Origin of the sequence: Escherichia sp. E2586, from assembly GCF_005781105.1 — a bacterium.
Lineage (GTDB): Bacteria > Pseudomonadota > Gammaproteobacteria > Enterobacterales > Enterobacteriaceae > Escherichia.
Map to the genome: position 1 here is coordinate 49,814 of NZ_VATN01000002.1, position 20,884 is coordinate 70,697.

General features: G+C 50.3%; 22 protein-coding genes. 17 read left to right on the forward strand and 5 right to left on the reverse strand.

The genetic code is table 11. The annotated features are described in order from the left end of the window. Positions 1–46: 46 nt before the first annotated feature. Complete coding sequence (locus FEK50_RS01550) at positions 47–1,024, forward strand: tetratricopeptide repeat protein (RefSeq protein ID WP_131161038.1); 978 nt, start codon at positions 47–49, stop codon at positions 1,022–1,024. Positions 1,025–1,093: 69 nt separating this feature from the next. Here the strand turns inward: FEK50_RS01550 and FEK50_RS01555 are convergent, their stop codons facing one another. Beyond that, positions 1,094–1,576 (reverse strand): zinc ribbon-containing protein, encoded by a 483-nt coding sequence (locus FEK50_RS01555; RefSeq protein WP_001044880.1) that lies wholly within the window; start codon positions 1,574–1,576, stop codon positions 1,094–1,096. Positions 1,577–1,811: 235 nt separating this feature from the next. On the opposite strand from FEK50_RS01555, the gene leuS reads away from it, so the two are divergent. The 14 genes from leuS to lipA all read left to right on the forward strand — a co-directional run bounded on the left by leuS (position 1,812) and on the right by lipA (position 16,210). After that, positions 1,812–4,394, forward strand: a complete 2,583-nt coding sequence (gene leuS / locus FEK50_RS01560; RefSeq protein WP_131161037.1) for a leucine--tRNA ligase — start codon at positions 1,812–1,814, stop codon at positions 4,392–4,394. Between the two features lie 14 nt (positions 4,395–4,408). Beyond that, positions 4,409–4,987 carry an LPS assembly lipoprotein LptE gene (gene lptE / locus FEK50_RS01565; RefSeq protein WP_130206491.1) on the forward strand — a complete coding sequence of 193 codons (579 nt, stop codon included), beginning with the start codon at positions 4,409–4,411 and terminating at the stop codon, positions 4,985–4,987. Then, positions 4,987–6,018 carry a DNA polymerase III subunit delta gene (holA, locus tag FEK50_RS01570; RefSeq protein ID WP_131161036.1) on the forward strand — a complete coding sequence of 344 codons (1,032 nt, stop codon included), beginning with the start codon at positions 4,987–4,989 and terminating at the stop codon, positions 6,016–6,018. Before lptE ends, holA begins: the two co-directional genes overlap by 1 nt. A 1-nt stretch (position 6,019) precedes the next feature. After that, a complete protein-coding gene (gene nadD, locus FEK50_RS01575) occupies positions 6,020–6,661 on the forward strand; it encodes a nicotinate-nucleotide adenylyltransferase (RefSeq protein ID WP_064528967.1) in 642 nt (213 codons plus the stop codon). A 23-nt stretch (positions 6,662–6,684) separates the two neighbouring features. Then, positions 6,685–7,296: an adenosylcobalamin/alpha-ribazole phosphatase gene (locus FEK50_RS01580; RefSeq protein WP_131161051.1), complete on the forward strand. Its 612-nt coding sequence runs from the start codon at positions 6,685–6,687 to the stop codon at positions 7,294–7,296. A gap of 259 nt (positions 7,297–7,555) precedes the next feature. Beyond that, positions 7,556–7,873 carry a ribosome silencing factor gene (gene rsfS, locus FEK50_RS01585; RefSeq protein WP_001161662.1) on the forward strand — a complete coding sequence of 106 codons (318 nt, stop codon included), beginning with the start codon at positions 7,556–7,558 and terminating at the stop codon, positions 7,871–7,873. Positions 7,874–7,876: 3 nt separating this feature from the next. Then, positions 7,877–8,344: a 23S rRNA (pseudouridine(1915)-N(3))-methyltransferase RlmH gene (rlmH, locus tag FEK50_RS01590; protein ID WP_000776104.1), complete on the forward strand. Its 468-nt coding sequence runs from the start codon at positions 7,877–7,879 to the stop codon at positions 8,342–8,344. Positions 8,345–8,374: 30 nt separating this feature from the next. After that, positions 8,375–10,276, forward strand: coding sequence for a peptidoglycan DD-transpeptidase MrdA (gene mrdA / locus FEK50_RS01595; protein WP_130219433.1), 1,902 nt, complete (start codon positions 8,375–8,377; stop codon positions 10,274–10,276). A gap of 2 nt (positions 10,277–10,278) precedes the next feature. Next, positions 10,279–11,391 (forward strand): peptidoglycan glycosyltransferase MrdB, encoded by a 1,113-nt coding sequence (gene mrdB, locus FEK50_RS01600; RefSeq protein WP_000131717.1) that lies wholly within the window; start codon positions 10,279–10,281, stop codon positions 11,389–11,391. A gap of 9 nt (positions 11,392–11,400) precedes the next feature. Next, the gene (rlpA, locus tag FEK50_RS01605) at positions 11,401–12,477 is read left to right on the forward strand and encodes an endolytic peptidoglycan transglycosylase RlpA (RefSeq protein WP_131161035.1); all 1,077 of its coding nucleotides are present in this window, start codon (positions 11,401–11,403) and stop codon (positions 12,475–12,477) included. A 140-nt stretch (positions 12,478–12,617) separates the two neighbouring features. Then, positions 12,618–13,829 carry a D-alanyl-D-alanine carboxypeptidase DacA gene (dacA, locus tag FEK50_RS01610; protein ID WP_064528971.1) on the forward strand — a complete coding sequence of 404 codons (1,212 nt, stop codon included), beginning with the start codon at positions 12,618–12,620 and terminating at the stop codon, positions 13,827–13,829. A 109-nt stretch (positions 13,830–13,938) separates the two neighbouring features. Further along, positions 13,939–14,202: a DUF493 family protein YbeD gene (gene ybeD, locus FEK50_RS01615; protein ID WP_130206481.1), complete on the forward strand. Its 264-nt coding sequence runs from the start codon at positions 13,939–13,941 to the stop codon at positions 14,200–14,202. Positions 14,203–14,301: 99 nt separating this feature from the next. Continuing rightward, positions 14,302–14,943, forward strand: a complete 642-nt coding sequence (gene lipB / locus FEK50_RS01620; protein ID WP_130206479.1) for a lipoyl(octanoyl) transferase LipB — start codon at positions 14,302–14,304, stop codon at positions 14,941–14,943. A gap of 301 nt (positions 14,944–15,244) precedes the next feature. Beyond that, positions 15,245–16,210 (forward strand): lipoyl synthase, encoded by a 966-nt coding sequence (gene lipA, locus FEK50_RS01625; RefSeq protein ID WP_000042625.1) that lies wholly within the window; start codon positions 15,245–15,247, stop codon positions 16,208–16,210. A 99-nt stretch (positions 16,211–16,309) separates the two neighbouring features. Here lipA and tatE read toward each other — a convergent pair whose 3' ends face one another. Then, positions 16,310–16,513: a twin-arginine translocase subunit TatE gene (gene tatE / locus FEK50_RS01630; protein ID WP_064528973.1), complete on the reverse strand. Its 204-nt coding sequence runs from the start codon at positions 16,511–16,513 to the stop codon at positions 16,310–16,312. Positions 16,514–16,641: 128 nt separating this feature from the next. Then, the gene (locus FEK50_RS01635; RefSeq protein WP_130206477.1) at positions 16,642–17,430 is read right to left on the reverse strand and encodes a deaminated glutathione amidase; all 789 of its coding nucleotides are present in this window, start codon (positions 17,428–17,430) and stop codon (positions 16,642–16,644) included. Between the two features lie 92 nt (positions 17,431–17,522). On the opposite strand from FEK50_RS01635, the gene crcB reads away from it, so the two are divergent. Further along, on the forward strand, positions 17,523–17,906 hold the full coding sequence (gene crcB, locus FEK50_RS01640) for a fluoride efflux transporter CrcB (protein WP_130206475.1): 384 nt from the start codon (positions 17,523–17,525) through the stop codon (positions 17,904–17,906). A 53-nt stretch (positions 17,907–17,959) separates the two neighbouring features. Here crcB and cspE read toward each other — a convergent pair whose 3' ends face one another. Both cspE and pagP read right to left on the reverse strand, forming a co-directional pair. Further along, a complete protein-coding gene (cspE, locus tag FEK50_RS01645) occupies positions 17,960–18,169 on the reverse strand; it encodes a transcription antiterminator/RNA stability regulator CspE (protein WP_000034825.1) in 210 nt (69 codons plus the stop codon). Positions 18,170–18,343: 174 nt separating this feature from the next. Next, complete coding sequence (gene pagP / locus FEK50_RS01650) at positions 18,344–18,904, reverse strand: lipid IV(A) palmitoyltransferase PagP (RefSeq protein ID WP_130206473.1); 561 nt, start codon at positions 18,902–18,904, stop codon at positions 18,344–18,346. A 561-nt stretch (positions 18,905–19,465) separates the two neighbouring features. Between pagP and dcuC the strand changes: the two genes are divergently transcribed. After that, positions 19,466–20,851, forward strand: a complete 1,386-nt coding sequence (gene dcuC / locus FEK50_RS01655; protein WP_130206471.1) for an anaerobic C4-dicarboxylate transporter DcuC — start codon at positions 19,466–19,468, stop codon at positions 20,849–20,851. Positions 20,852–20,884 lie beyond the last annotated feature (33 nt).

A 20,884-nucleotide genomic window follows, 5' to 3' on the forward strand; every position in this document is an offset into this window, starting at 1 on the left:
ATATAAAAATATAATATGCTTTATCTGCAACCATAAGGAAATGATAATGATTTTTACGTCAAGTTGCTGCGATAATTTATCAATAGATGAGATTATCGAACGTGCTGAACAAGGCGATAGTGAGGCACAATATATTGTTGGGTTTTATTACAATCGCGATAGTGCAATTGACTCTCCGGACGACGAAAAGGCCTTTTACTGGCTCAAACTTGCCGCTGAACAAGGGCATTGTGAAGCACAATATTCTTTAGGTCGAAAATATAACGAGAATAAAAGCCGCTATAAAGATAATGCGCAAGCTATCTTCTGGTTGAAGAAAGCCGCCTTGCAAGAACAGGCATTAGCAGCCAATTTGCTGGGTTGCATACTCGACGAAGCGGCACCGCCTAACTATGAAGATGCGGTTGAGTGGTATCGGAAGGCAGCAGAGCAGGGGTTGAAATATGCACAAAATAATCTGGGGTTAATGTACCAAAATGGCACTGGGGTGACGCAAGACTATGAACAGGCTTTCTATTGGTACAAACAAGCCGCGCTCCAGGGGCATAATCCCGCACAGGATAACCTTGCTGACCTTTATGAAAAAGGTACAGGTGTTCCCCAAAACAAGACTCTCGCCGCATTCTGGTATTTGAAAAGCGCCCTGCAAGGTAATCAGCACGCTCAATTTCAAATAGCGTGGGATTATGATTTGGGCGAAGGAGTGGACCAGGACTATAAACAAGCGATGTACTGGTATCTGAAGGCTGCCGCTCAGGGAAGCATCGGCGCTTACGTTAACATCGGCTATATGTATAAACATGGGCAAGGCGTTGAGAAAGATTATAACGCTGCCTTTGAATGGTTTACGAAAGCCGCTGAATGCAATGACGCCACTGCCTGGTATAACCTGGCCATTATGTATCACTACGGAGAAGGAGGACCTGTCGATCTCCTACAGGCTCTCGACCTGTATCGTAAAGTTCAGTCATCCGGTACCAGAGATGTCAGTCAAGAAATCCGTGAGATTGAAGATTTACTGTAGAGATAAAAACAAAGGCCGGGGAATTTCATTCGGCCCAAATTCTCTTTATTGGTGTGCGAAATCAAACTATTACGGCTCGAACGGGCGTCTCTGGAACTGATCATGACCACATTTCGGGCATAGCGTCAGCACTTCCGGCGTGTAGATCGGGAGATGGAAGTGACATTTCTCGCAGACCAGATTCCCAAGCCCTACCACTTCTCCGCTGTGATAAACCCCGTGATGATTGAGATCCTGGAAAACTTCACGCCATTCAAGCTGCGTTTTATCGGTGATGTCCGCCAGTTCCTGCCAGAGGCTTTCTTTAATCACCCGCATAAAAACGCTGTCGGATTCTTCCTTCAGGCTCTCTTCATAACTCATGGCGAACTCTTCCAGGTCACGTCTGACGGCCCGAGTCAGTTCATCGACCTCGGTCCGCGTTAACTCCCCTGTTTTTATTACACGCTCACGCGCCTGTTCTACCAGTGCATCGATATCGCGTTCGCCATTACGCAGTCGCTCGCTTAATGACGCCACCAGTTCACGGTAATATTGAGCAACCTTGTTCATCATTTCATCTCCCGTGTCGTTAACTGGCTATAATAATAGACGTTATTTACGCTCAACTTTGCAAGACTGCCCACAGAGTGTGTAAATTCGTGCAAGGATTACCGCTGTGCGATTTCAACGTCGAGTGCGCGAAAGGCTGTTTTGACGCGGACGTTTGGGCTATGCTATGCGGATCTGAAAAACCACCTCTAACGCTACTTTTGTAGCCGTAATGAAAACAGGACCACTGGCTGCCATGCAAGAGCAATACCGCCCGGAAGAGATAGAATCCAAAGTACAGCTTCATTGGGATGAGAAGCGCACATTTGAAGTAACCGAAGACGAGAGCAAAGAGAAGTATTACTGCCTGTCTATGCTTCCCTATCCTTCTGGTCGACTACACATGGGCCACGTACGTAACTACACCATCGGTGACGTGATCGCCCGTTACCAGCGCATGCTGGGCAAAAACGTTCTGCAGCCGATCGGCTGGGACGCGTTTGGTCTGCCTGCGGAAGGCGCGGCGGTAAAAAACAACACCGCGCCAGCACCGTGGACGTACGACAACATCACGTACATGAAAAACCAGCTCAAAATGCTGGGCTTTGGTTATGACTGGAGCCGCGAGCTGGCAACCTGCACGCCGGAATACTACCGTTGGGAACAGAAATTCTTCACCGAGCTATATAAAAAAGGCCTGGTGTATAAGAAGACCTCTGCGGTCAACTGGTGCCCGAACGACCAGACCGTACTGGCGAACGAACAGGTTATCGACGGCTGCTGCTGGCGCTGCGATACCAAAGTTGAGCGTAAAGAGATCCCGCAGTGGTTTATCAAAATCACCGCTTACGCTGACGAGCTGCTCAACGATCTGGATAAACTGGATCACTGGCCAGACACCGTTAAAACCATGCAGCGTAACTGGATCGGTCGTTCCGAAGGCGTAGAAATCACCTTCAACGTTAACGACTATGACAACACGCTGACTGTTTATACTACTCGCCCGGACACCTTTATGGGTTGTACCTATCTGGCGGTAGCGGCAGGTCATCCGCTGGCGCAGAAAGCGGCGGAAAATAATCCAGAACTGGCAGCCTTTATTGACGAATGCCGTAACACCAAAGTTGCCGAAGCTGAAATGGCAACAATGGAGAAAAAAGGCGTCGATACTGGCTTTAAAGCTGTTCACCCATTAACGGGCGAAGAAATTCCTGTTTGGGCAGCAAACTTCGTATTGATGGAATACGGCACGGGCGCAGTCATGGCGGTTCCGGGTCACGACCAGCGCGACTACGAGTTTGCCTCTAAATACGGCCTGAACATCAAGCCGGTTATCCTGGCGGCTGACGGTTCTGAACCAGACCTTTCTCAGCAGGCTCTGACTGAAAAAGGCGTGCTGTTCAACTCTGGCGAGTTTAATGGTCTTGACCATGAAGCAGCCTTTAACGCTATTGCCGACAAACTGACTGAAATGGGCGTTGGCGAGCGTAAAGTGAACTATCGCCTGCGCGACTGGGGTGTTTCCCGTCAGCGTTACTGGGGCGCACCGATTCCGATGGTGACGCTGGAAGACGGCACTGTGATGCCGACCCCGGACGACCAGCTGCCGGTGATCCTGCCGGAAGATGTGGTGATGGACGGCATTACCAGCCCGATTAAAGCAGATCCGGAGTGGGCGAAAACCACCGTTAACGGTATGCCAGCGCTGCGTGAAACCGACACTTTCGACACCTTTATGGAGTCCTCCTGGTACTATGCGCGCTACACTTGCCCGGAGTACAAAGAAGGTATGCTGGATTCCGAAGCGGCTAACTACTGGCTGCCGGTGGATATCTACATTGGTGGTATCGAACACGCCATCATGCACCTGCTCTACTTCCGCTTCTTCCACAAACTGATGCGTGATGCAGGCATGGTGAACTCTGACGAACCAGCGAAACAGTTGCTGTGTCAGGGTATGGTGCTGGCAGATGCCTTCTACTATGTTGGCGAAAACGGCGAACGTAACTGGGTTTCCCCGGTTGATGCTATCGTTGAACGTGACGAGAAAGGCCGTATCGTAAAAGCGAAAGACGCGGCAGGCCATGAGCTGGTTTATACCGGCATGAGCAAAATGTCCAAGTCGAAGAACAACGGTATCGACCCGCAGGTGATGGTTGAACGTTACGGCGCGGACACCGTTCGTCTGTTTATGATGTTCGCTTCTCCGGCGGATATGACTCTTGAATGGCAGGAGTCCGGCGTGGAAGGGGCTAACCGCTTCCTGAAACGTGTCTGGAAACTGGTGTACGAGCATACTACGAAAGGCGATGTTGCGGCACTGAACGTCGATGCACTGACTGAAGATCAGAAAGCGCTGCGTCGCGATGTGCATAAAACAATCGCTAAAGTGACCGATGATATCGGCCGTCGTCAGACCTTCAACACCGCAATTGCGGCGATTATGGAGCTGATGAACAAACTGGCGAAAGCACCGACCGATGGCGAGCAGGATCGCGCCCTGATGCAGGAAGCGCTGCTGGCGGTAGTTCGTATGCTTAACCCGTTCACCCCACACATCTGTTTCACGCTGTGGCAGGAACTGAAAGGCGAAGGCGATATCGACAACGCGCCGTGGCCGGTTGCTGATGAAAAAGCGATGGTGGAAGACTCCACGCTGGTCGTTGTTCAGGTTAACGGTAAAGTCCGTGCCAAAATCACCGTTCCGGTGGATGCAACGGAAGAACAGGTTCGCGAACGTGCTGGCCAGGAACATCTGGTAGCAAAATATCTTGATGGCGTTACCGTGCGTAAAGTGATTTACGTACCGGGTAAACTCCTCAATCTGGTCGTTGGCTAAGCGCGGGAGGAAGCGTGCGATATCTGGCAACATTGTTGTTATCTCTGGCGGTGTTAATCACCGCCGGGTGTGGCTGGCATCTGCGTGATACCACGCAGGTCCCTTCCACTATGAAGGTTATGATCCTGGATTCCGGTGACCCGAACGGGCCGTTAAGCCGTGCAGTGCGTAACCAGTTACGTCTGAACGGTGTCGAGTTGCTCGATAAAGAAACCACGCGTAAGGATGTTCCATCCCTGCGTCTGGGCGCTGTATCAATCTCACAGGATACCGCGTCGGTTTTCCGTAATGGTCAAACTGCGGAATATCAGATGGTGATGACTGTTAGCGCGTCGGTATTAATTCCTGGGCGAGATATCTACCCGATTAGCGCCAAAGTCTTCCGTTCGTTCTTCGATAACCCGCAAATGGCGTTAGCGAAAGATAACGAGCAGGACATGATCATTAAAGAGATGTACGACCGTGCCGCCGAACAGCTTATTCGTAAGCTGCCAAGCATTCGCGCTGCGGACGTCCGTTCCGACGAAGAAACGTCGGCAACAACGGATACCACAGCAACGCCTGCACGCGTCTCCACCACGCTGGGTAACTGATGATTCGGTTGTACCCGGAACAACTCCGCGCGCAGCTCACTGAAGGGCTGCGCGCGGCCTATCTTTTACTTGGTAACGATCCCCTGTTGTTGCAAGAAAGCCAGGACGCCATTCGTCAGGTAGCTGCGGCACAAGGATTCGAAGAACACCACACTTTTTCCATTGATCCCAACACGGACTGGAACGCAATATTTTCGCTATGCCAGGCAATGAGCCTGTTTGCCAGTCGACAAACGCTATTGCTGTTGTTACCAGAAAACGGACCGAATGCGGCGATCAATGAACAACTCCTCACGCTCACCGGATTGCTGCATGACGATCTGCTGTTGATCGTCCGCGGTAATAAATTGAGCAAAGCGCAGGAAAATGCCGCCTGGTTTACCGCGCTTGCAAACCGTAGCGTGCAGGTTACTTGCCAGACCCCAGAACAGGCCCAGCTTCCTCGCTGGGTTGCCGCGCGAGCAAAACAGCTCAATTTAGAACTGGATGACGCGGCGAATCAGGTGCTCTGCTACTGTTATGAAGGAAACCTGCTGGCGCTGGCACAGGCACTGGAGCGTTTATCGCTACTCTGGCCGGATGGCAAACTGACACTGCCGCGCGTTGAGCAAGCGGTGAATGATGCCGCACATTTCACCCCTTTTCATTGGGTTGACGCTTTGTTGAGCGGCAAAAGCAAGCGCGCATTGCATATTCTGCAGCAGCTGCGCCTGGAAGGCAGTGAACCGGTGATTTTGTTGCGTACTTTGCAACGTGAGCTATTGCTACTGGTTAATCTGAAGCGTCAGTCTGCTCATACTCCGCTGCGTACGCTGTTTGACAAGCATCGGGTATGGCAGAACCGTCGTAACATGATTAGCGAAGCGCTAAATCGCCTGAGTCAGCCACAGTTACGTCAGGCTGTACAACTCCTGACACGAACGGAACTTACTCTCAAACAAGATTACGGTCAGTCCGTGTGGGCAGAGCTGGAGGGATTATCTCTTCTTTTGTGTCATAAACCACTGGCAGACGTATTTATCGACGGTTGATATGAAATCTTTACAAGCTCTGTTTGGCGGCACCTTCGACCCGGTGCATTATGGCCATCTAAAACCCGTGGAAACGCTGGCGAATCTGATTGGCCTGACGCGGGTAACGATTATCCCTAACAACGTTCCTCCGCATCGCCCCCAGCCTGAAGCGAACAGCGTGCAGCGAAAACACATGCTTGAACTGGCGATTGCCGACAAGTCGCTGTTTACCCTTGATGAACGCGAGTTAAAGCGTAATGCCCCCTCTTACACGTCGCAGACGTTAAAAGAGTGGCGACAGGAGCAAGGCCCAGATGTGCCGCTGGCGTTTATTATCGGTCAGGACTCGCTGCTGAACTTTCCGACCTGGTATGAATACGAAACGATTCTCGACAATGCACATTTGATAGTCTGTCGACGTCCAGGTTATCCGCTGGAAATGGCACAACCGCAGTACCAGCAGTGGCTGGAAGATCATTTGACGCATAATCCGGAAGATCTGCATCTTCAGCCTGCTGGTAAAATTTATCTCGCCGAAACGCCGTGGTTCAACATCTCGGCGACAATCATCCGCGAACGTTTGCAAAACGGCGAATCTTGTGAGGAATTGTTACCAGAATCGGTACTGACTTACATTAACCAACAAGGCTTGTATCGCTGATATCTGCCGTCACGGAGGGAATGATGCGACTGTGGTTAATTCGTCACGGTGAAACGCAAGCGAATGTCGACGGGTTATACAGCGGTCATGCGCCTACACCACTTACGGAGCGCGGTATCGCGCAGGCGAAAAGCTTGCATACACTGCTACGTGATGTTCCCTTCGATAAGGTTTTATGCAGTGAACTGGAACGGGCGCAGCACACCGCGCGCCTGGTTCTTGATGCCCGTCAACTCCCCATGCAAATCATCCCTGAACTCAACGAAATGTTTTTTGGTGACTGGGAAATGCGGCATCATCGCGAGCTGATGCAAGAAGATGCCGAAAACTATAGTGCCTGGTGCAATGACTGGCAGCATACCGTCCCTACTCGCGGTGAAGGCTTTCAGGCATTTTCACAGCGGATAGAAAGGTTTATTGCCGGACTTGGTGAGTATCAGCAGCACAAAAACATATTAATCGTTAGCCACCAGGGTGTGTTGAGCCTGTTGATTGCCCGCTTAATCGGCATGCCTCCCGAGGCAATGTGGCATTTTCGTGTAGACCAGGGCTGCTGGAGCGTCATTGATATCAATGACGAGTTCGCAACACTACGCGTCCTCAATAGCCGCGCCATCTGGTGCGAAGAAGCATGACTTTTCTGTTTTTTTACAGGTAAGCCGCAACGGACATTGACAGGCCCGGGCAGGCTGATATTCTCCGCAACCTGACTTTTCCGCCATACACGACTTTGTAGAAATTGTTTTACAAAAATGGCGATGCAATCTGTGACGCGGGGTGGGATGATAGCCCACTTTCAAGAGCCGATTTGCTGACATTTGTCCCGAAATCGCCTCTGCTTCAGGTATACTGACAGACCATTTTTATCTTTTTTATTTCACCCAGGGGGAAAACTTGCAGGGTAAAGCACTCCAGGATTTTGTTATCGACAAAATTGATGACCTCAAAGGTCAGGACATCATCGCCTTAGACGTTCAGGGCAAATCCAGTATCACCGACTGTATGATCATCTGTACGGGAACATCCAGCCGTCATGTTATGTCCATTGCTGACCACGTGGTTCAGGAATCTCGCGCTGCGGGTTTATTGCCTCTCGGCGTTGAAGGTGAAAACGGCGCCGACTGGATTGTGGTCGATCTAGGTGATGTGATTGTCCATGTTATGCAGGAAGAGAGCCGTCGCCTGTATGAGCTGGAAAAACTCTGGAGTTAATGCGTGAAGCTGCAACTTGTCGCCGTGGGAACGAAAATGCCGGACTGGGTACAAACCGGTTTTACCGAGTACCTGCGTCGTTTTCCGAAAGATATGCCTTTTGAACTGATTGAAATTCCGGCGGGAAAACGCGGCAAGAACGCGGATATCAAGCGCATACTCGACAAAGAGGGTGAGCAAATGCTGGCTGCCGCAGGTAAAAACCGCATTGTCACCCTAGATATCCCAGGCAAGCCCTGGGACACGCCGCAGTTAGCCGCTGAACTGGAACGCTGGAAGCTGGATGGCCGCGATGTCAGCTTGCTGATTGGCGGGCCGGAAGGGTTATCGCCTGCCTGTAAAGCGGCGGCAGAACAAAGCTGGTCACTTTCGGCGCTTACCCTCCCCCATCCGCTGGTTCGCGTACTGGTCGCAGAGAGTCTGTACCGGGCGTGGAGCATTACCACCAACCATCCTTATCACCGTGAGTGATATGGTAGCCTTAAGTAGAAAACGCAGCGGATGAAATTACAGAACTCTTTTCGCGACTATTCGGCAGAGTCCGCGCTGTTTGTGCGCCGGGCGCTGGTCGCCTTTTTGGGGATTTTGCTGCTAACCGGCGTGCTCATCGCCAACTTGTATAATCTACAAATTGTTCGCTTTACCGATTACCAGACCCGTTCTAATGAAAACCGCATTAAGCTGGTGCCTATCGCCCCCAGCCGCGGCATTATCTACGACCGTAACGGTATCCCTCTGGCGCTCAACCGAACTATCTATCAGATAGAGATGATGCCGGAGAAAGTCGATAACGTGCAGCAGACTCTGGACGCCCTGCGCAGCGTGGTTGACCTGACCGATGACGATATCGCCGCGTTTCGAAAGGAGCGTGCACGTTCGCACCGTTTTACCTCTATTCCGGTAAAAACCAACCTGACTGAAGTTCAGGTGGCGCGTTTCGCCGTTAACCAGTACCGTTTTCCTGGTGTGGAAGTTAAAGGCTATAAACGTCGTTACTATCCCTATGGCTCAGCGCTGACCCACGTTATCGGTTATGTCTCGAAAATTAACGATAAAGACGTCGAGCGACTGAATAATGACGGCAAACTAGCCAACTATGCCGCAACACATGATATCGGCAAGCTGGGGATTGAACGTTACTACGAAGATGTTCTGCACGGCCAGACGGGTTATGAAGAAGTTGAAGTTAACAACCGCGGTCGCGTCATCCGCCAGTTAAAAGAAGTATCGCCGCAGGCCGGGCATGATATTTACCTGACGATTGATCTCAAGCTCCAGCAGTACATTGAAACACTGCTGGCGGGCAGTCGTGCCGCTGTTGTGGTCACCGATCCGCGTACAGGTGGCGTGCTGGCGCTGGTTTCCACGCCAAGTTACGACCCTAACCTGTTTGTTGACGGTATCTCCAGCAAAGATTATTCCGCGTTGCTGAACGACCCGAACACACCACTGGTGAACCGTGCCACGCAGGGGGTTTATCCGCCAGCGTCGACGGTTAAACCTTATGTGGCGGTTTCGGCATTAAGTGCAGGGGTAATCACCCGTAATACCAGCCTGTTTGATCCTGGATGGTGGCAATTGCCGGGGTCTGAAAAGCGTTATCGTGACTGGAAAAAATGGGGCCACGGTCGCCTGAATGTCACTAAATCGCTGGAAGAGTCAGCAGATACCTTCTTCTATCAGGTTGCCTACGATATGGGCATCGACCGCCTTTCTGAATGGATGGGTAAATTTGGCTACGGTCATTACACCGGTATCGATCTGTCGGAAGAACGTTCCGGTAATATGCCGACCCGCGAATGGAAACAGAAACGCTTTAAAAAACCGTGGTATCAGGGTGACACCATTCCGGTCGGTATCGGTCAGGGGTACTGGACAGCGACCCCTATCCAGATGAACAAAGCACTGATGATCCTGATTAACGACGGTATTGTGAAGGTTCCGCATTTGCTGATGAGCACCGCCGAAAATGGCAAACAAGTGCCATGGGTACAGCCGCATGAACCGCCGGTAGGCGATATTCATTCTGGTTACTGGGAACTGGCGAAAGACGGCATGTTTGGTGTTGCTAACCGTCCTAACGGTACGGCACATAAATACTTTGCCAGCGCGCCCTACAAAATTGCGGCGAAATCCGGTACCGCGCAGGTCTTCGGCCTGAAGGCGAACGAAACCTATAATGCGCACAAAATTGCCGAGCGTCTGCGCGACCACAAACTGATGACCGCGTTTGCGCCGTATAACAATCCGCAAGTCGCTGTCGCTATGATTCTGGAAAACGGCGGGGCTGGCCCGGCGGTCGGTACGCTGATGCGCCAGATCCTCGACCATATTATGCTTGGTGACAACAACACCGATCTGCCTGCAGAAAACCCGGCGGTTACTGCTGCGGAGGACCATTAATCATGACGGATAATCCGAATAAAAAAACATTCTGGGATAAAGTCCATCTTGATCCCACAATGCTACTGATCTTACTGGCATTACTGGTCTACAGCGCCCTGGTAATCTGGAGCGCCAGCGGCCAGGACATCGGCATGATGGAGCGTAAAATCGGCCAGATCGCGATGGGGCTGGTCATTATGGTGGTGATGGCCCAAATTCCGCCGCGCGTTTATGAAGGCTGGGCGCCCTATCTCTATATCATCTGTATTATTTTGCTGGTAGCGGTAGATGCCTTTGGGGCCATCTCCAAAGGCGCTCAACGTTGGCTGGATCTCGGTATCGTTCGTTTCCAGCCCTCGGAAATCGCCAAAATAGCTGTGCCGCTCATGGTGGCTCGCTTTATCAACCGTGACGTTTGCCCGCCGTCGTTAAAAAATACCGCCATCGCGCTGGTGCTGATTTTTATGCCCACGTTGCTGGTGGCAGCGCAGCCTGACCTGGGAACGTCAATCCTCGTTGCGCTTTCCGGTCTGTTTGTACTGTTTCTCTCCGGACTTAGCTGGCGCCTGATTGGCGTTGCAGTGGTACTGGTGGCAGCATTTATCCCAATCTTGTGGTTCTTCCTGATGCATGATTACCAGCGCCAGCGCGTAATGATGCTACTCGACCCGGAATCAGACCCACTTGGCGCGGGCTATCACATTATTCAGTCTAAAATTGCTATTGGCTCCGGCGGATTACGCGGTAAAGGCTGGCTGCACGGTACCCAGTCACAGCTTGAATTTCTGCCCGAACGCCATACCGATTTTATCTTCGCGGTACTGGCGGAAGAATTGGGATTAGTGGGTATTTTGATTCTGCTTGCTCTCTATATTCTGCTCATCATGCGCGGACTGTGGATTGCAGCCAGAGCACAAACTACCTTTGGTCGCGTCATGGCTGGCGGCTTAATGCTGATATTATTCGTTTATGTCTTCGTAAATATTGGTATGGTAAGCGGTATTCTGCCGGTTGTAGGGGTTCCACTCCCGCTGGTCAGTTATGGAGGATCGGCGCTCATAGTGCTGATGGCTGGGTTTGGGATTGTGATGTCAATCCACACCCACAGGAAAATGTTGTCGAAAAGCGTGTAAGAGGTGCGAATGCGTAAGCAGTGGCTCGGGATCTGCATCGCGGCAGGAATGCTCGCGGCATGTACTAGCGATGATGGTCAGCAACAGACGGTAAGTGTGCCGCAGCCTGCGGTATGTAACGGCCCTATAGTTGAAATTAGCGGGGCGGAACCACGTTTCGAACCACTGAACGCGACGGCAAATCAGGATTATCAACGCGACGGCAGAAGCTACAAAATCGTGCAGGACCCTTCACGCTTTAGTCAGGCGGGCCTTGCAGCCATTTATGATGCCGAACCTGGCAGCAATCTGACAGCATCTGGCGAAGCATTTGATCCAACGCAGCTGACGGCGGCGCATCCAACGCTCCCCATCCCCAGCTACGCCAGAATCACCAACCTGGCTAATGGGCGGATGATCGTGGTGCGCATTAACGATCGCGGTCCCTACGGCAACGACCGTGTGATTTCACTTTCACGCGCGGCAGCTGACCGTCTTAACACCTCGAACAATACAAAAGTTCGTATCGATCCTATTATCGTCGCCCAGGATGGTTCATTTTCTGGCCCAGGCATGGCTTGTACTACCATTGCCAAACAGACTTACGCCCTGCCTGCGCCGCCCGATTTAAACGGCGGCAGCGGAACAAACTCTATGTCTGTCCCGCAGGGTGATATTCTCCCGGTCAGCAACTCAACGCTGAAAAGCGAAGATCCGACCGGCGCGCCGGTAACCAGCAGCGGCTTCCTCGGCGCGCCGACTACCCTGGCGCCCGGCGTACTGGAAGGCAGCGAACCGACGCCTGCACCACAGCCCGTTGTCACCGCTCCTGCAACAACATCTGCAATGGTGACACCGCAAGCCGCTTCGCAAAGCGCCAGCGGTAACTTTATGGTGCAAGTGGGGGCCGTTAGCGATCAGGCACGCGCGCAACAGTATCAACAGCAACTGGGACAACAGTTCGGCGTACCCGGTCGCGTGACCCAAAACGGCGCGGTCTGGCGTATTCAGCTTGGTCCATTCGCCAACAAAGCTGAAGCCAGTGCCTTGCAGCAACGTTTACAAACCGAAGCCCAATTACAGTCATTTATTACCACCGCGCAATAACGTAAAGCAGGCATCTGAAATGTCAATTTCTGTAAATGACGTTAACAAAGTCACGCGGAAAGTCAGATGCCTGGCGGTAGTGCATTTGCTATAGTAGGGCACTTATTTTAAATTCCATCACGGATGTCGTAGTTCAGACCATGAATACCATTTTTTCCGCTCGTATCATGAAGCGCCTGGCGCTCACCACGGCTCTTTGCACAGCCTTTATCTCTGCTGCACATGCCGATGACCTGAATATCAAAACCATGATCCCGGGTGTACCGCAGATCGACGCGGAGTCTTACATCCTGATCGACTATAACTCCGGCAAAGTGCTCGCCGAGCAAAATGCGGATGTCCGTCGCGACCCTGCAAGTCTGACCAAAATGATGACCAGCTACGTTATCGGTCAGGCAATGAAAGCAGGTAAATTCAAAGAATCTGATTTAGTGACCATCGGCAATGACGCCTGGGCCACCGGTAACCCGGTGTTCAGAGGTTCTTCGCTGATGTTCCTCAAACCTGGCATGCAGGTACCGGTTTCTCAGCTTATCCGTGGTATCAACCTGCAATCTGGTAACGATGCTTGTGTTGCCATGGCTGACTTCGCCGCCGGTAGCCAGGATGCTTTCGTTGGTCTGATGAACAGTTACGTTAACGCCCTGGGCCTGAAAAATACCCACTTCCAGACTGTACACGGTCTGGACGCTGACGGTCAGTACAGCTCCGCGCGTGATATGGCGCTGATCGGTCAGGCCCTGATTCGTGATGTCCCTAACGAATACGCTATCTATAAAGAGAAAGAGTTTACCTTTAACGGTATTCGCCAGCTCAACCGTAACGGCCTGCTATGGGATAACAGCCTGAATGTCGACGGAATCAAAACTGGCCATACTGACAAGGCGGGCTACAACCTTGTCGCCTCCGCAACGGAAGGTCAGATGCGTCTGATCTCCGCAGTCATGGGCGGACGCACGTTCAAAGGCCGTGAAACCGAAAGTAAAAAACTGCTGACCTGGGGCTTCCGTTTCTTCGAAACGGTTAACCCACTGAAAGTTGGCAAAGAGTTCGCCTCTGAACCGGTTTGGTTTGGTAATACTGACCGCGCTTCGTTAGGGGTTGATAAAGACGTTTACCTGACCATTCCGCGTGGCCGCATGAAAGACCTGAAAGCCAGCTACGTGCTGAACAGCAGTGAACTGCATGCGCCGCTGCAAAAGAACCAGGTCGTTGGCACCATCAACTTCCAGCTTGATGGCAAAACTATCGAACAACGCCCGCTGGTGGTGTTACAGGAAATTCCGGAAGGTAACTTCTTCGGCAAAATCATTGATTACATTAAATTAATGTTCCATCACTGGTTCGGCTAAAAATTGAACACTTGAAAGTGTAATTTCCGCCCCCATATACTAAGCATCAGTAAAAAACTCCCGCCCTCTGGCGGGAGTTGCTATTTAATTACGTTACGCCGGAGCTGACATGAAAACCAAACTTAACGAACTGCTTGAATTCCCTACTCCTTTTACCTACAAAGTAATGGGGCAGGCGTTACCTGAGCTGGTTGATCAGGTGGTTGAAGTGGTACAGCGCCATGCGCCAGGTGACTACAACCCAACGGTAAAACCAAGCAGCAAAGGCAACTACCACTCGGTATCTATCACTATCAACGCCACTCATATCGAGCAGGTTGAAACTCTGTACGAAGAACTGGGCAAAATCGATATCGTCCGTATGGTTCTGTAATTCGCTTCTCCGTTACCCGGCCTCTGGTCGGGTAACTCCCCTCCCCTCGCTGTGATATAATTTTCCCCACTTTTACTCATTCTCCACGGAGATGCCGTTTTGTATCAGGATAAAATTCTTGTCCGCCAGCTCGGCCTTCAGCCTTACGAGCCTATTTCTCAGGCTATGCATGAATTCACCGATACCCGTGATGAAAATACCCTTGATGAAATCTGGTTGGTTGAACACCATCCTGTATTCACCCAGGGACAAGCAGGTAAAGCGGAACATATTTTAATGCCGGGTGATATTCCGGTGATCCAGAGCGATCGCGGCGGCCAGGTAACTTATCACGGGCCGGGGCAACAGGTGATGTATGTATTGCTTAACCTCAAACGCAGGAAGTTGGGCGTGCGTGAACTGGTGACCTTGCTCGAACAAACGGTAGTGAATACCCTGGCCGAGCTGGATATTGAAGCGCACCCTCGGGCTGATGCTCCAGGTGTCTACGTTGGGGAAAAGAAAATTTGTTCGCTCGGATTGCGTATTCGCCGCGGCTGTTCATTCCACGGTCTGGCATTAAACGTCAATATGGATCTTTCGCCATTTTTACGTATCAACCCTTGTGGTTATGCCGGGATGGAAATGGCAAAAATATCGCAATGGAAACCTGATGCGACCACCGATAATATTGCACCACGCTTACTGGCAAATATTTTAGCGCTACTCAAAAATCCTGACGTAGAATATATCCCTGCTTAATTCTCCCTCATAAATGACCCAAATCATATTGGGTCATTGTAGTCAGCGTGTTCCAATACTTCGCGGGAACTGATGCTATCGAATGTGTTTTGAAAAAGTATCGTTACATAGAGTTCACAGCGCCGAACGATAAAATGGCACAAACCAACAACAATTTTACATTTTCGCGACCGCTTTGGCTGCTTTCTGGGCCGTTTCAATGATATACTGCCAGTCGTTAATTCAAAAATAGTTGATAATTACAACAATCTATTGAATTGAAACGCTTTCCTTCGTAATTCGCAACTGGAACACGCACGCTATGAGTAAACCCATTGTGATGGAACGCGGTGTTAAATACCGCGATGCCGATAAGATGGCCCTTATCCCGGTTAAAAACGTGGCAACAGAGCGCGAAGCCCTGCTGCGCAAGCCGGAATGGATGAAAATCAAGCTTCCCGCGGACTCTACACGTATCCAGGGCATCAAAGCCGCAATGCGCAAAAATGGCCTGCATTCTGTCTGTGAGGAAGCCTCCTGCCCTAACCTGGCAGAATGCTTCAACCACGGCACAGCAACGTTTATGATCCTCGGCGCCATTTGTACCCGCCGTTGTCCATTCTGTGACGTTGCCCACGGTCGCCCGGTCGCCCCGGATGCCAACGAGCCGGTAAAACTGGCACAGACCATTGCTGATATGGCGCTGCGTTATGTGGTTATCACCTCCGTTGACCGCGATGACCTGCGCGATGGCGGAGCCCAGCACTTTGCGGATTGCATTACTGCCATCCGGGAAAAAAGCCCGGAAATCAAAATTGAAACTCTGGTGCCGGATTTCCGTGGTCGTATGGATCGTGCGCTGGATATTCTGACCGCCACGCCGCCAGATGTATTCAACCACAACCTGGAAAACGTACCGCGTATTTACCGTCAGGTACGCCCGGGCGCAGATTACAACTGGTCGCTAAAACTATTGGAACGCTTTAAAGAAGCGCATCCGGAGATCCCGACCAAATCCGGTTTGATGGTGGGACTGGGTGAAACCAATGAAGAGATTATTGAAGTCATGCGCGATCTGCGCCGCCATGGTGTAACCATGTTGACGCTGGGGCAATATCTGCAGCCAAGCCGCCATCACCTGCCGGTACAACGCTACGTTAGCCCGGATGAGTTTGATGAAATGAAGGCCGAAGCGCTGGCGATGGGCTTTACCCATGCTGCATGCGGTCCGTTTGTCCGCTCTTCGTATCACGCCGACTTGCAGGCGAAAGGGATGGAAGTTAAGTAATCGTGTAATAATTGCTTACATCTGTCTGATAAAAAACCCGCTATCTGAAGCGGGTTTTTTTATCGAACAAGATATTGAGGGAGCGTCCTGCTCGCCACGTCACTCTTTATGAGAGAGCTTTTCAGCCTGAATATCAACGTCTGCGCCTTTTTTAGCCGCAGCGTCATCATCATTCATCGCTTTCTTGAACCCTTTAATGGCCGCTCCCAGGTCTCCGCCCAGCGTACGTAACTTCTTAGTCCCAAACAGCAGAACGACCAGCGCCGCAACTACCAGCAGTTTGGTAATACTAATCTCACCCATAGATACCTTCTTGACATAAAACTGGCAACAGAACGCGCCTTAAAAACCAGAGAATATTAACGGTCATTCGACGCGCGCACACAATAGCAATCTGTAACAAGGTGAATCAAGCGCCGAGTAAAAAAACATCATAATAATTGCGGCGGCGCAAAGCGACGGTTGTTTAAGACGGGAAGTTGCGCGCGCACCTGACGCACACGTTCGGGCGTCACTTCCGCCATAATGAGCGCAGGCATTTCTGCCGCTGCCGCAATGGTGATGCCAAAGGGATCTATAATCCGGCTTTGCCCGATATTTTTGTTCCCGCACTCCCCCGCTGCCACCATATAACAGGTGGTATCCAGAGCACGAGCGGCTAGCAAGGTTGACCAGTGGTGCTCTTTGAGTGGCCCGCGAACCCAGGCCGCTGGCAGGATCAGGATTTCCGCGCCCTGTAATGCCAGGGCTAATGCCAACTCTGGAAAACGTAAATCATAGCAGGTCATCAGCCCCACTTTCATGCCTTCAACCTCCAGTAAAGGGGCTATTTCATCACCTGCATCCACATGGCGCGATTCCTGAATGGCAAACGCATCATAGAGATGCAATTTGGCATAATGGGCGACAATTTTCCCCGCCTGCAGCGCCACCAGCATATTCCACGCGCGCCCAGGGGTTGAGGGAACATGAATCGTCAGAATCGTCGTCATCATGTTACGTTTACTTTCCCGCAGTAAACGTCCGAGGAATTCCCCTTCCAGCAACTGTGCCGATTTAACTGACAAATTCGGGTCAAGATCGTCGCGCGCCAGAAGCGCTTCCGGCAGGACAAACAGCGATACGTCGTTTTCCGCCGCCTGTGCCATTAACGAAGCGCAAATCTCAGCGTTCTTTTCCCATATTGATGTAACAGCAAATTGTCCTGCGGCAACCAGCATTGCCACCTCCTGTCAGAGTTGTAAAATTCGCCAACGACGAATATTCGGCGTTAAACTTATCACTCATACAAATCAAATAGCAGGATTTAGCTGTGTTACAACTCCTTTTAGCAGTTTTTATTGGTGGTGGTACGGGAAGCGTGGCGAGATGGATGTTAAGTATGCGGTTTAACCCACTGCACCAGGCTATTCCACTCGGAACTCTGGCAGCAAACCTGATTGGGGCATTTATCATAGGAATGGGGTTTGCCTGGTTTAGCCGCATGACTAATATCGATCCGGTGTGGAAAGTATTAATCACCACTGGTTTTTGTGGCGGGCTAACGACCTTCTCAACATTTTCGGCAGAAGTGGTGTTTTTATTGCAGGAGGGGCGTTTTGGCTGGGCGCTACTGAACGTCTTCGTTAACCTGTTAGGTTCCTTTGCCATGACCGCACTGGCTTTTTGGCTATTTTCAGCATCAACCGCACACTGAAGACCAAAAAAAACCCGCTGAATAAGCGGGTTTTGAATTCTTGCTGACGTATCTTACAGAGCGATTACGTTTGCAGCAGAAGGGCCTTTGGCACCGTTAGTGATTTCGAACTCTACGCGCTGACCTTCAGCAAGAGTTTTAAAACCATTAGTCTGGATTGCAGAGAAGTGTACGAACACATCTTTGCTGCCGTCTTCCGGAGTAATGAAACCGAATCCTTTGGACTCATTAAACCACTTAACGTTACCTTTAATCTTAGACATCAAAATTACCTTTACATGAAAAATAGACACAAATGCTGTGTCGGTTATCAGTACACCAATTGTGGTACGCTTTGTCCAGTGCAACTTTACTAAAAAGTGATAAAAGTCGCGTTATTTTTGATGTTGATTTCATTACATGCTGATTTTTAAGGCTTTTGTTAAAACGTGACTTGTCTAAAACTGAAACCGTATCCAGGCAAAGTAAACATTGCCATTGTTGTAAGTGCCAGGGATATAGGTCATCTGAAAAGTTGCAGGGCCATAGCCCACAGAAGCCAATGGCAGTATCAGCGGAACAGGTATGTAGTTCCAGTTATCACGCGCCGTCACACCAGCGGTGAATCCCAGACCGACATGAAAGTTTTCATCGGCAAGCGGTCGCCAGGTACTTTCCCAACCGTATCCGGCAATGGGCTCCCATTTATTCCACGAATCCTTAAACGCCATCGCGTACAAACCGTGCCAGTTGCCTTTCTCATCCCAACGTGACTGACCAAAACCGCCACCCCACGGTCTTTCGTTATAGCGATCGGTTTTTTCTTTGTCATAAGCGAAACGTGCATGCCAGGTAATGGCGGGAATATACAGATCATAATGTTCTGGCCGCTGCCAGGTTTCTGCGACATTATCTTTAAATGTCGCAATCCATTGCTCTGCACTAGCAGAAACTTCTTCAATGCTGATTAACTGAATAAAAGTAAAGGAAAATACGGTAACACATTTACTAGCGCCCATTAGCAACCACAGGAAACTTATCAAAAATATATTACCAGCATAGCCAAAGAAAAATAAATACAACCTTAACAAGGCAAACATAAAGAATAATCCGAGCGTCTGAAAAATTTATTTCATGAAATTTACTAATAAAACCATCGGATTATTCCGGAGACTAAGAAATATTTTCAGCTAAAGAACAACTCATACAAATAAAAATCACACCCATAAAAACATTTATCATTCACTTATTTTTCAATTAGATACAATAAAGCCATCAATAAAATCATTGTTTGCATTGCCACATGATACGCATACAAGATTATTTTTTGGACGTACAAAATACCATAAAACAATTAACAAAATTGCATCAATTACTCATCGGTTTATAAACATCATTATGTTGTATTTACTCCCCCTAAAATAAATTTTGTTATCCAGGTATAAAAACAGCAACATCAATGTCTTAATGACAGCTTTCTTGATTTCAATCAGCACCTGATGTCAATTTATTCGGCATATTTTTTTCTTATTTTAGGATTTTTTTATTATTTATTGTAGATTCTGGAGACAGGAAAGAATATGCAGACATTTATTGAACTCCTTATTGGGGTTGTCGTTATTGTGGGTGTAGCTCGCTACATCATTAAAGGGTATTCCGCCACCGGGGTGCTATTTGTTGGCGGCCTGCTACTGCTGATCATCAGCGCTATAATGGGACACAAAGTTTTACCTTCCAGCCAGACTTCCACTGGCTACAGCGCCACAGATATCGTTGAATACATTAAAATATTACTGATGAGCCGTGGCGGCGATCTCGGCATGATGATCATGATGCTGTGTGGCTTTGCCGCTTATATGACCCACATCGGCGCGAACGATATGGTTGTCAAACTGGCATCAAAACCGCTGCAGTACATTAACTCCCCTTACCTGCTGATGATTGCCGCCTACTTTGTCGCCTGTCTGATGTCACTGGCAGTCTCTTCCGCAACCGGTCTTGGCGTTTTACTGATGGCAACGTTGTTCCCGGTGATGGTGAACGTTGGTATCAGTCGCGGCGCGGCAGCTGCCATTTGTGCCTCACCAGCAGCAATTATTCTCGCACCAACATCTGGTGATGTGGTGCTGGCAGCACAGGCTTCTGAAATGCCGCTGATTGATTTCGCCTTCAAAACAACACTTCCTATCTCAATTGCCGCGATTATCGGCATGGCGATTGCCCACTTTTTCTGGCAGCGTTATCTGGACAAAAAAGAGCACATCTCTCATGAAATGTTAGATGTCAGCGAAATCACAACCACCGCGCCTGCGTTTTACGCCATTCTGCCGTTTACACCGATCATTGGCGTGCTATTTTTTGACGGTAAATGGGGTCCGCAATTGCACATCATCACCATTCTGGTGATCTGTATGCTGATTGCCTCTGTTCTGGAATTTCTTCGCGGCTTTAATACGCAAAAAGTCTTTTCGGGCCTCGAGGTGGCTTACCGCGGCATGGCTGATGCCTTCGCTAACGTAGTAATGTTATTAGTTGCCGCAGGGGTTTTCGCTCAGGGCCTTAGCACCATCGGCTTTATCCAGAGCCTGATCTCAATCGCCACCTCGTTCGGTTCGGCGAGCATAATCCTGATGCTGGTGCTGGTTATCCTGACAATGCTGGCAGCAGTCACCACGGGTTCCGGCAATGCGCCTTTCTATGCCTTTGTTGAGATGATCCCGAAACTGGCACACTCTTCCGGCATTAACCCGGCGTACCTGACAATCCCGATGCTGCAGGCATCAAACCTGGGGCGCACGCTTTCGCCAGTCTCTGGCGTGGTGGTTGCCGTTGCCGGGATGGCTAAAATATCACCTTTTGAAGTGGTTAAACGCACCTCGGTGCCGGTGCTTGTTGGGCTGGTGATTGTCATTGTGGCAACAGAGTTGATGGTGCCCGGTACTACCGCCGCGGTTGCTGGTAAGTAATTTCCCAAGCCGGAGGAGCGCGTCCTCCGGCAC

Coding starts and splice junctions, on each gene's coding strand:
- FEK50_RS01550 (WP_131161038.1), top strand. CDS start 47: ATGATTTTTACGTCAAGTTGCTGCGATAATTTATCAATAGATGAGATT.
- FEK50_RS01555 (WP_001044880.1), bottom strand. CDS start 1,576: ATGAACAAGGTTGCTCAATATTACCGTGAACTGGTGGCGTCATTAAGC.
- leuS (WP_131161037.1), top strand. CDS start 1,812: ATGCAAGAGCAATACCGCCCGGAAGAGATAGAATCCAAAGTACAGCTT.
- holA (WP_131161036.1), top strand. CDS start 4,987: ATGATTCGGTTGTACCCGGAACAACTCCGCGCGCAGCTCACTGAAGGG.
- nadD (WP_064528967.1), top strand. CDS start 6,020: ATGAAATCTTTACAAGCTCTGTTTGGCGGCACCTTCGACCCGGTGCAT.
- FEK50_RS01580 (WP_131161051.1), top strand. CDS start 6,685: ATGCGACTGTGGTTAATTCGTCACGGTGAAACGCAAGCGAATGTCGAC.
- mrdA (WP_130219433.1), top strand. CDS start 8,375: ATGAAATTACAGAACTCTTTTCGCGACTATTCGGCAGAGTCCGCGCTG.
- mrdB (WP_000131717.1), top strand. CDS start 10,279: ATGACGGATAATCCGAATAAAAAAACATTCTGGGATAAAGTCCATCTT.
- rlpA (WP_131161035.1), top strand. CDS start 11,401: ATGCGTAAGCAGTGGCTCGGGATCTGCATCGCGGCAGGAATGCTCGCG.
- dacA (WP_064528971.1), top strand. CDS start 12,618: ATGAATACCATTTTTTCCGCTCGTATCATGAAGCGCCTGGCGCTCACC.
- ybeD (WP_130206481.1), top strand. CDS start 13,939: ATGAAAACCAAACTTAACGAACTGCTTGAATTCCCTACTCCTTTTACC.
- lipA (WP_000042625.1), top strand. CDS start 15,245: ATGAGTAAACCCATTGTGATGGAACGCGGTGTTAAATACCGCGATGCC.
- tatE (WP_064528973.1), bottom strand. CDS start 16,513: ATGGGTGAGATTAGTATTACCAAACTGCTGGTAGTTGCGGCGCTGGTC.
- FEK50_RS01635 (WP_130206477.1), bottom strand. CDS start 17,430: ATGCTGGTTGCCGCAGGACAATTTGCTGTTACATCAATATGGGAAAAG.
- cspE (WP_000034825.1), bottom strand. CDS start 18,169: ATGTCTAAGATTAAAGGTAACGTTAAGTGGTTTAATGAGTCCAAAGGA.
- pagP (WP_130206473.1), bottom strand. CDS start 18,904: ATGGGCGCTAGTAAATGTGTTACCGTATTTTCCTTTACTTTTATTCAG.
- dcuC (WP_130206471.1), top strand. CDS start 19,466: ATGCAGACATTTATTGAACTCCTTATTGGGGTTGTCGTTATTGTGGGT.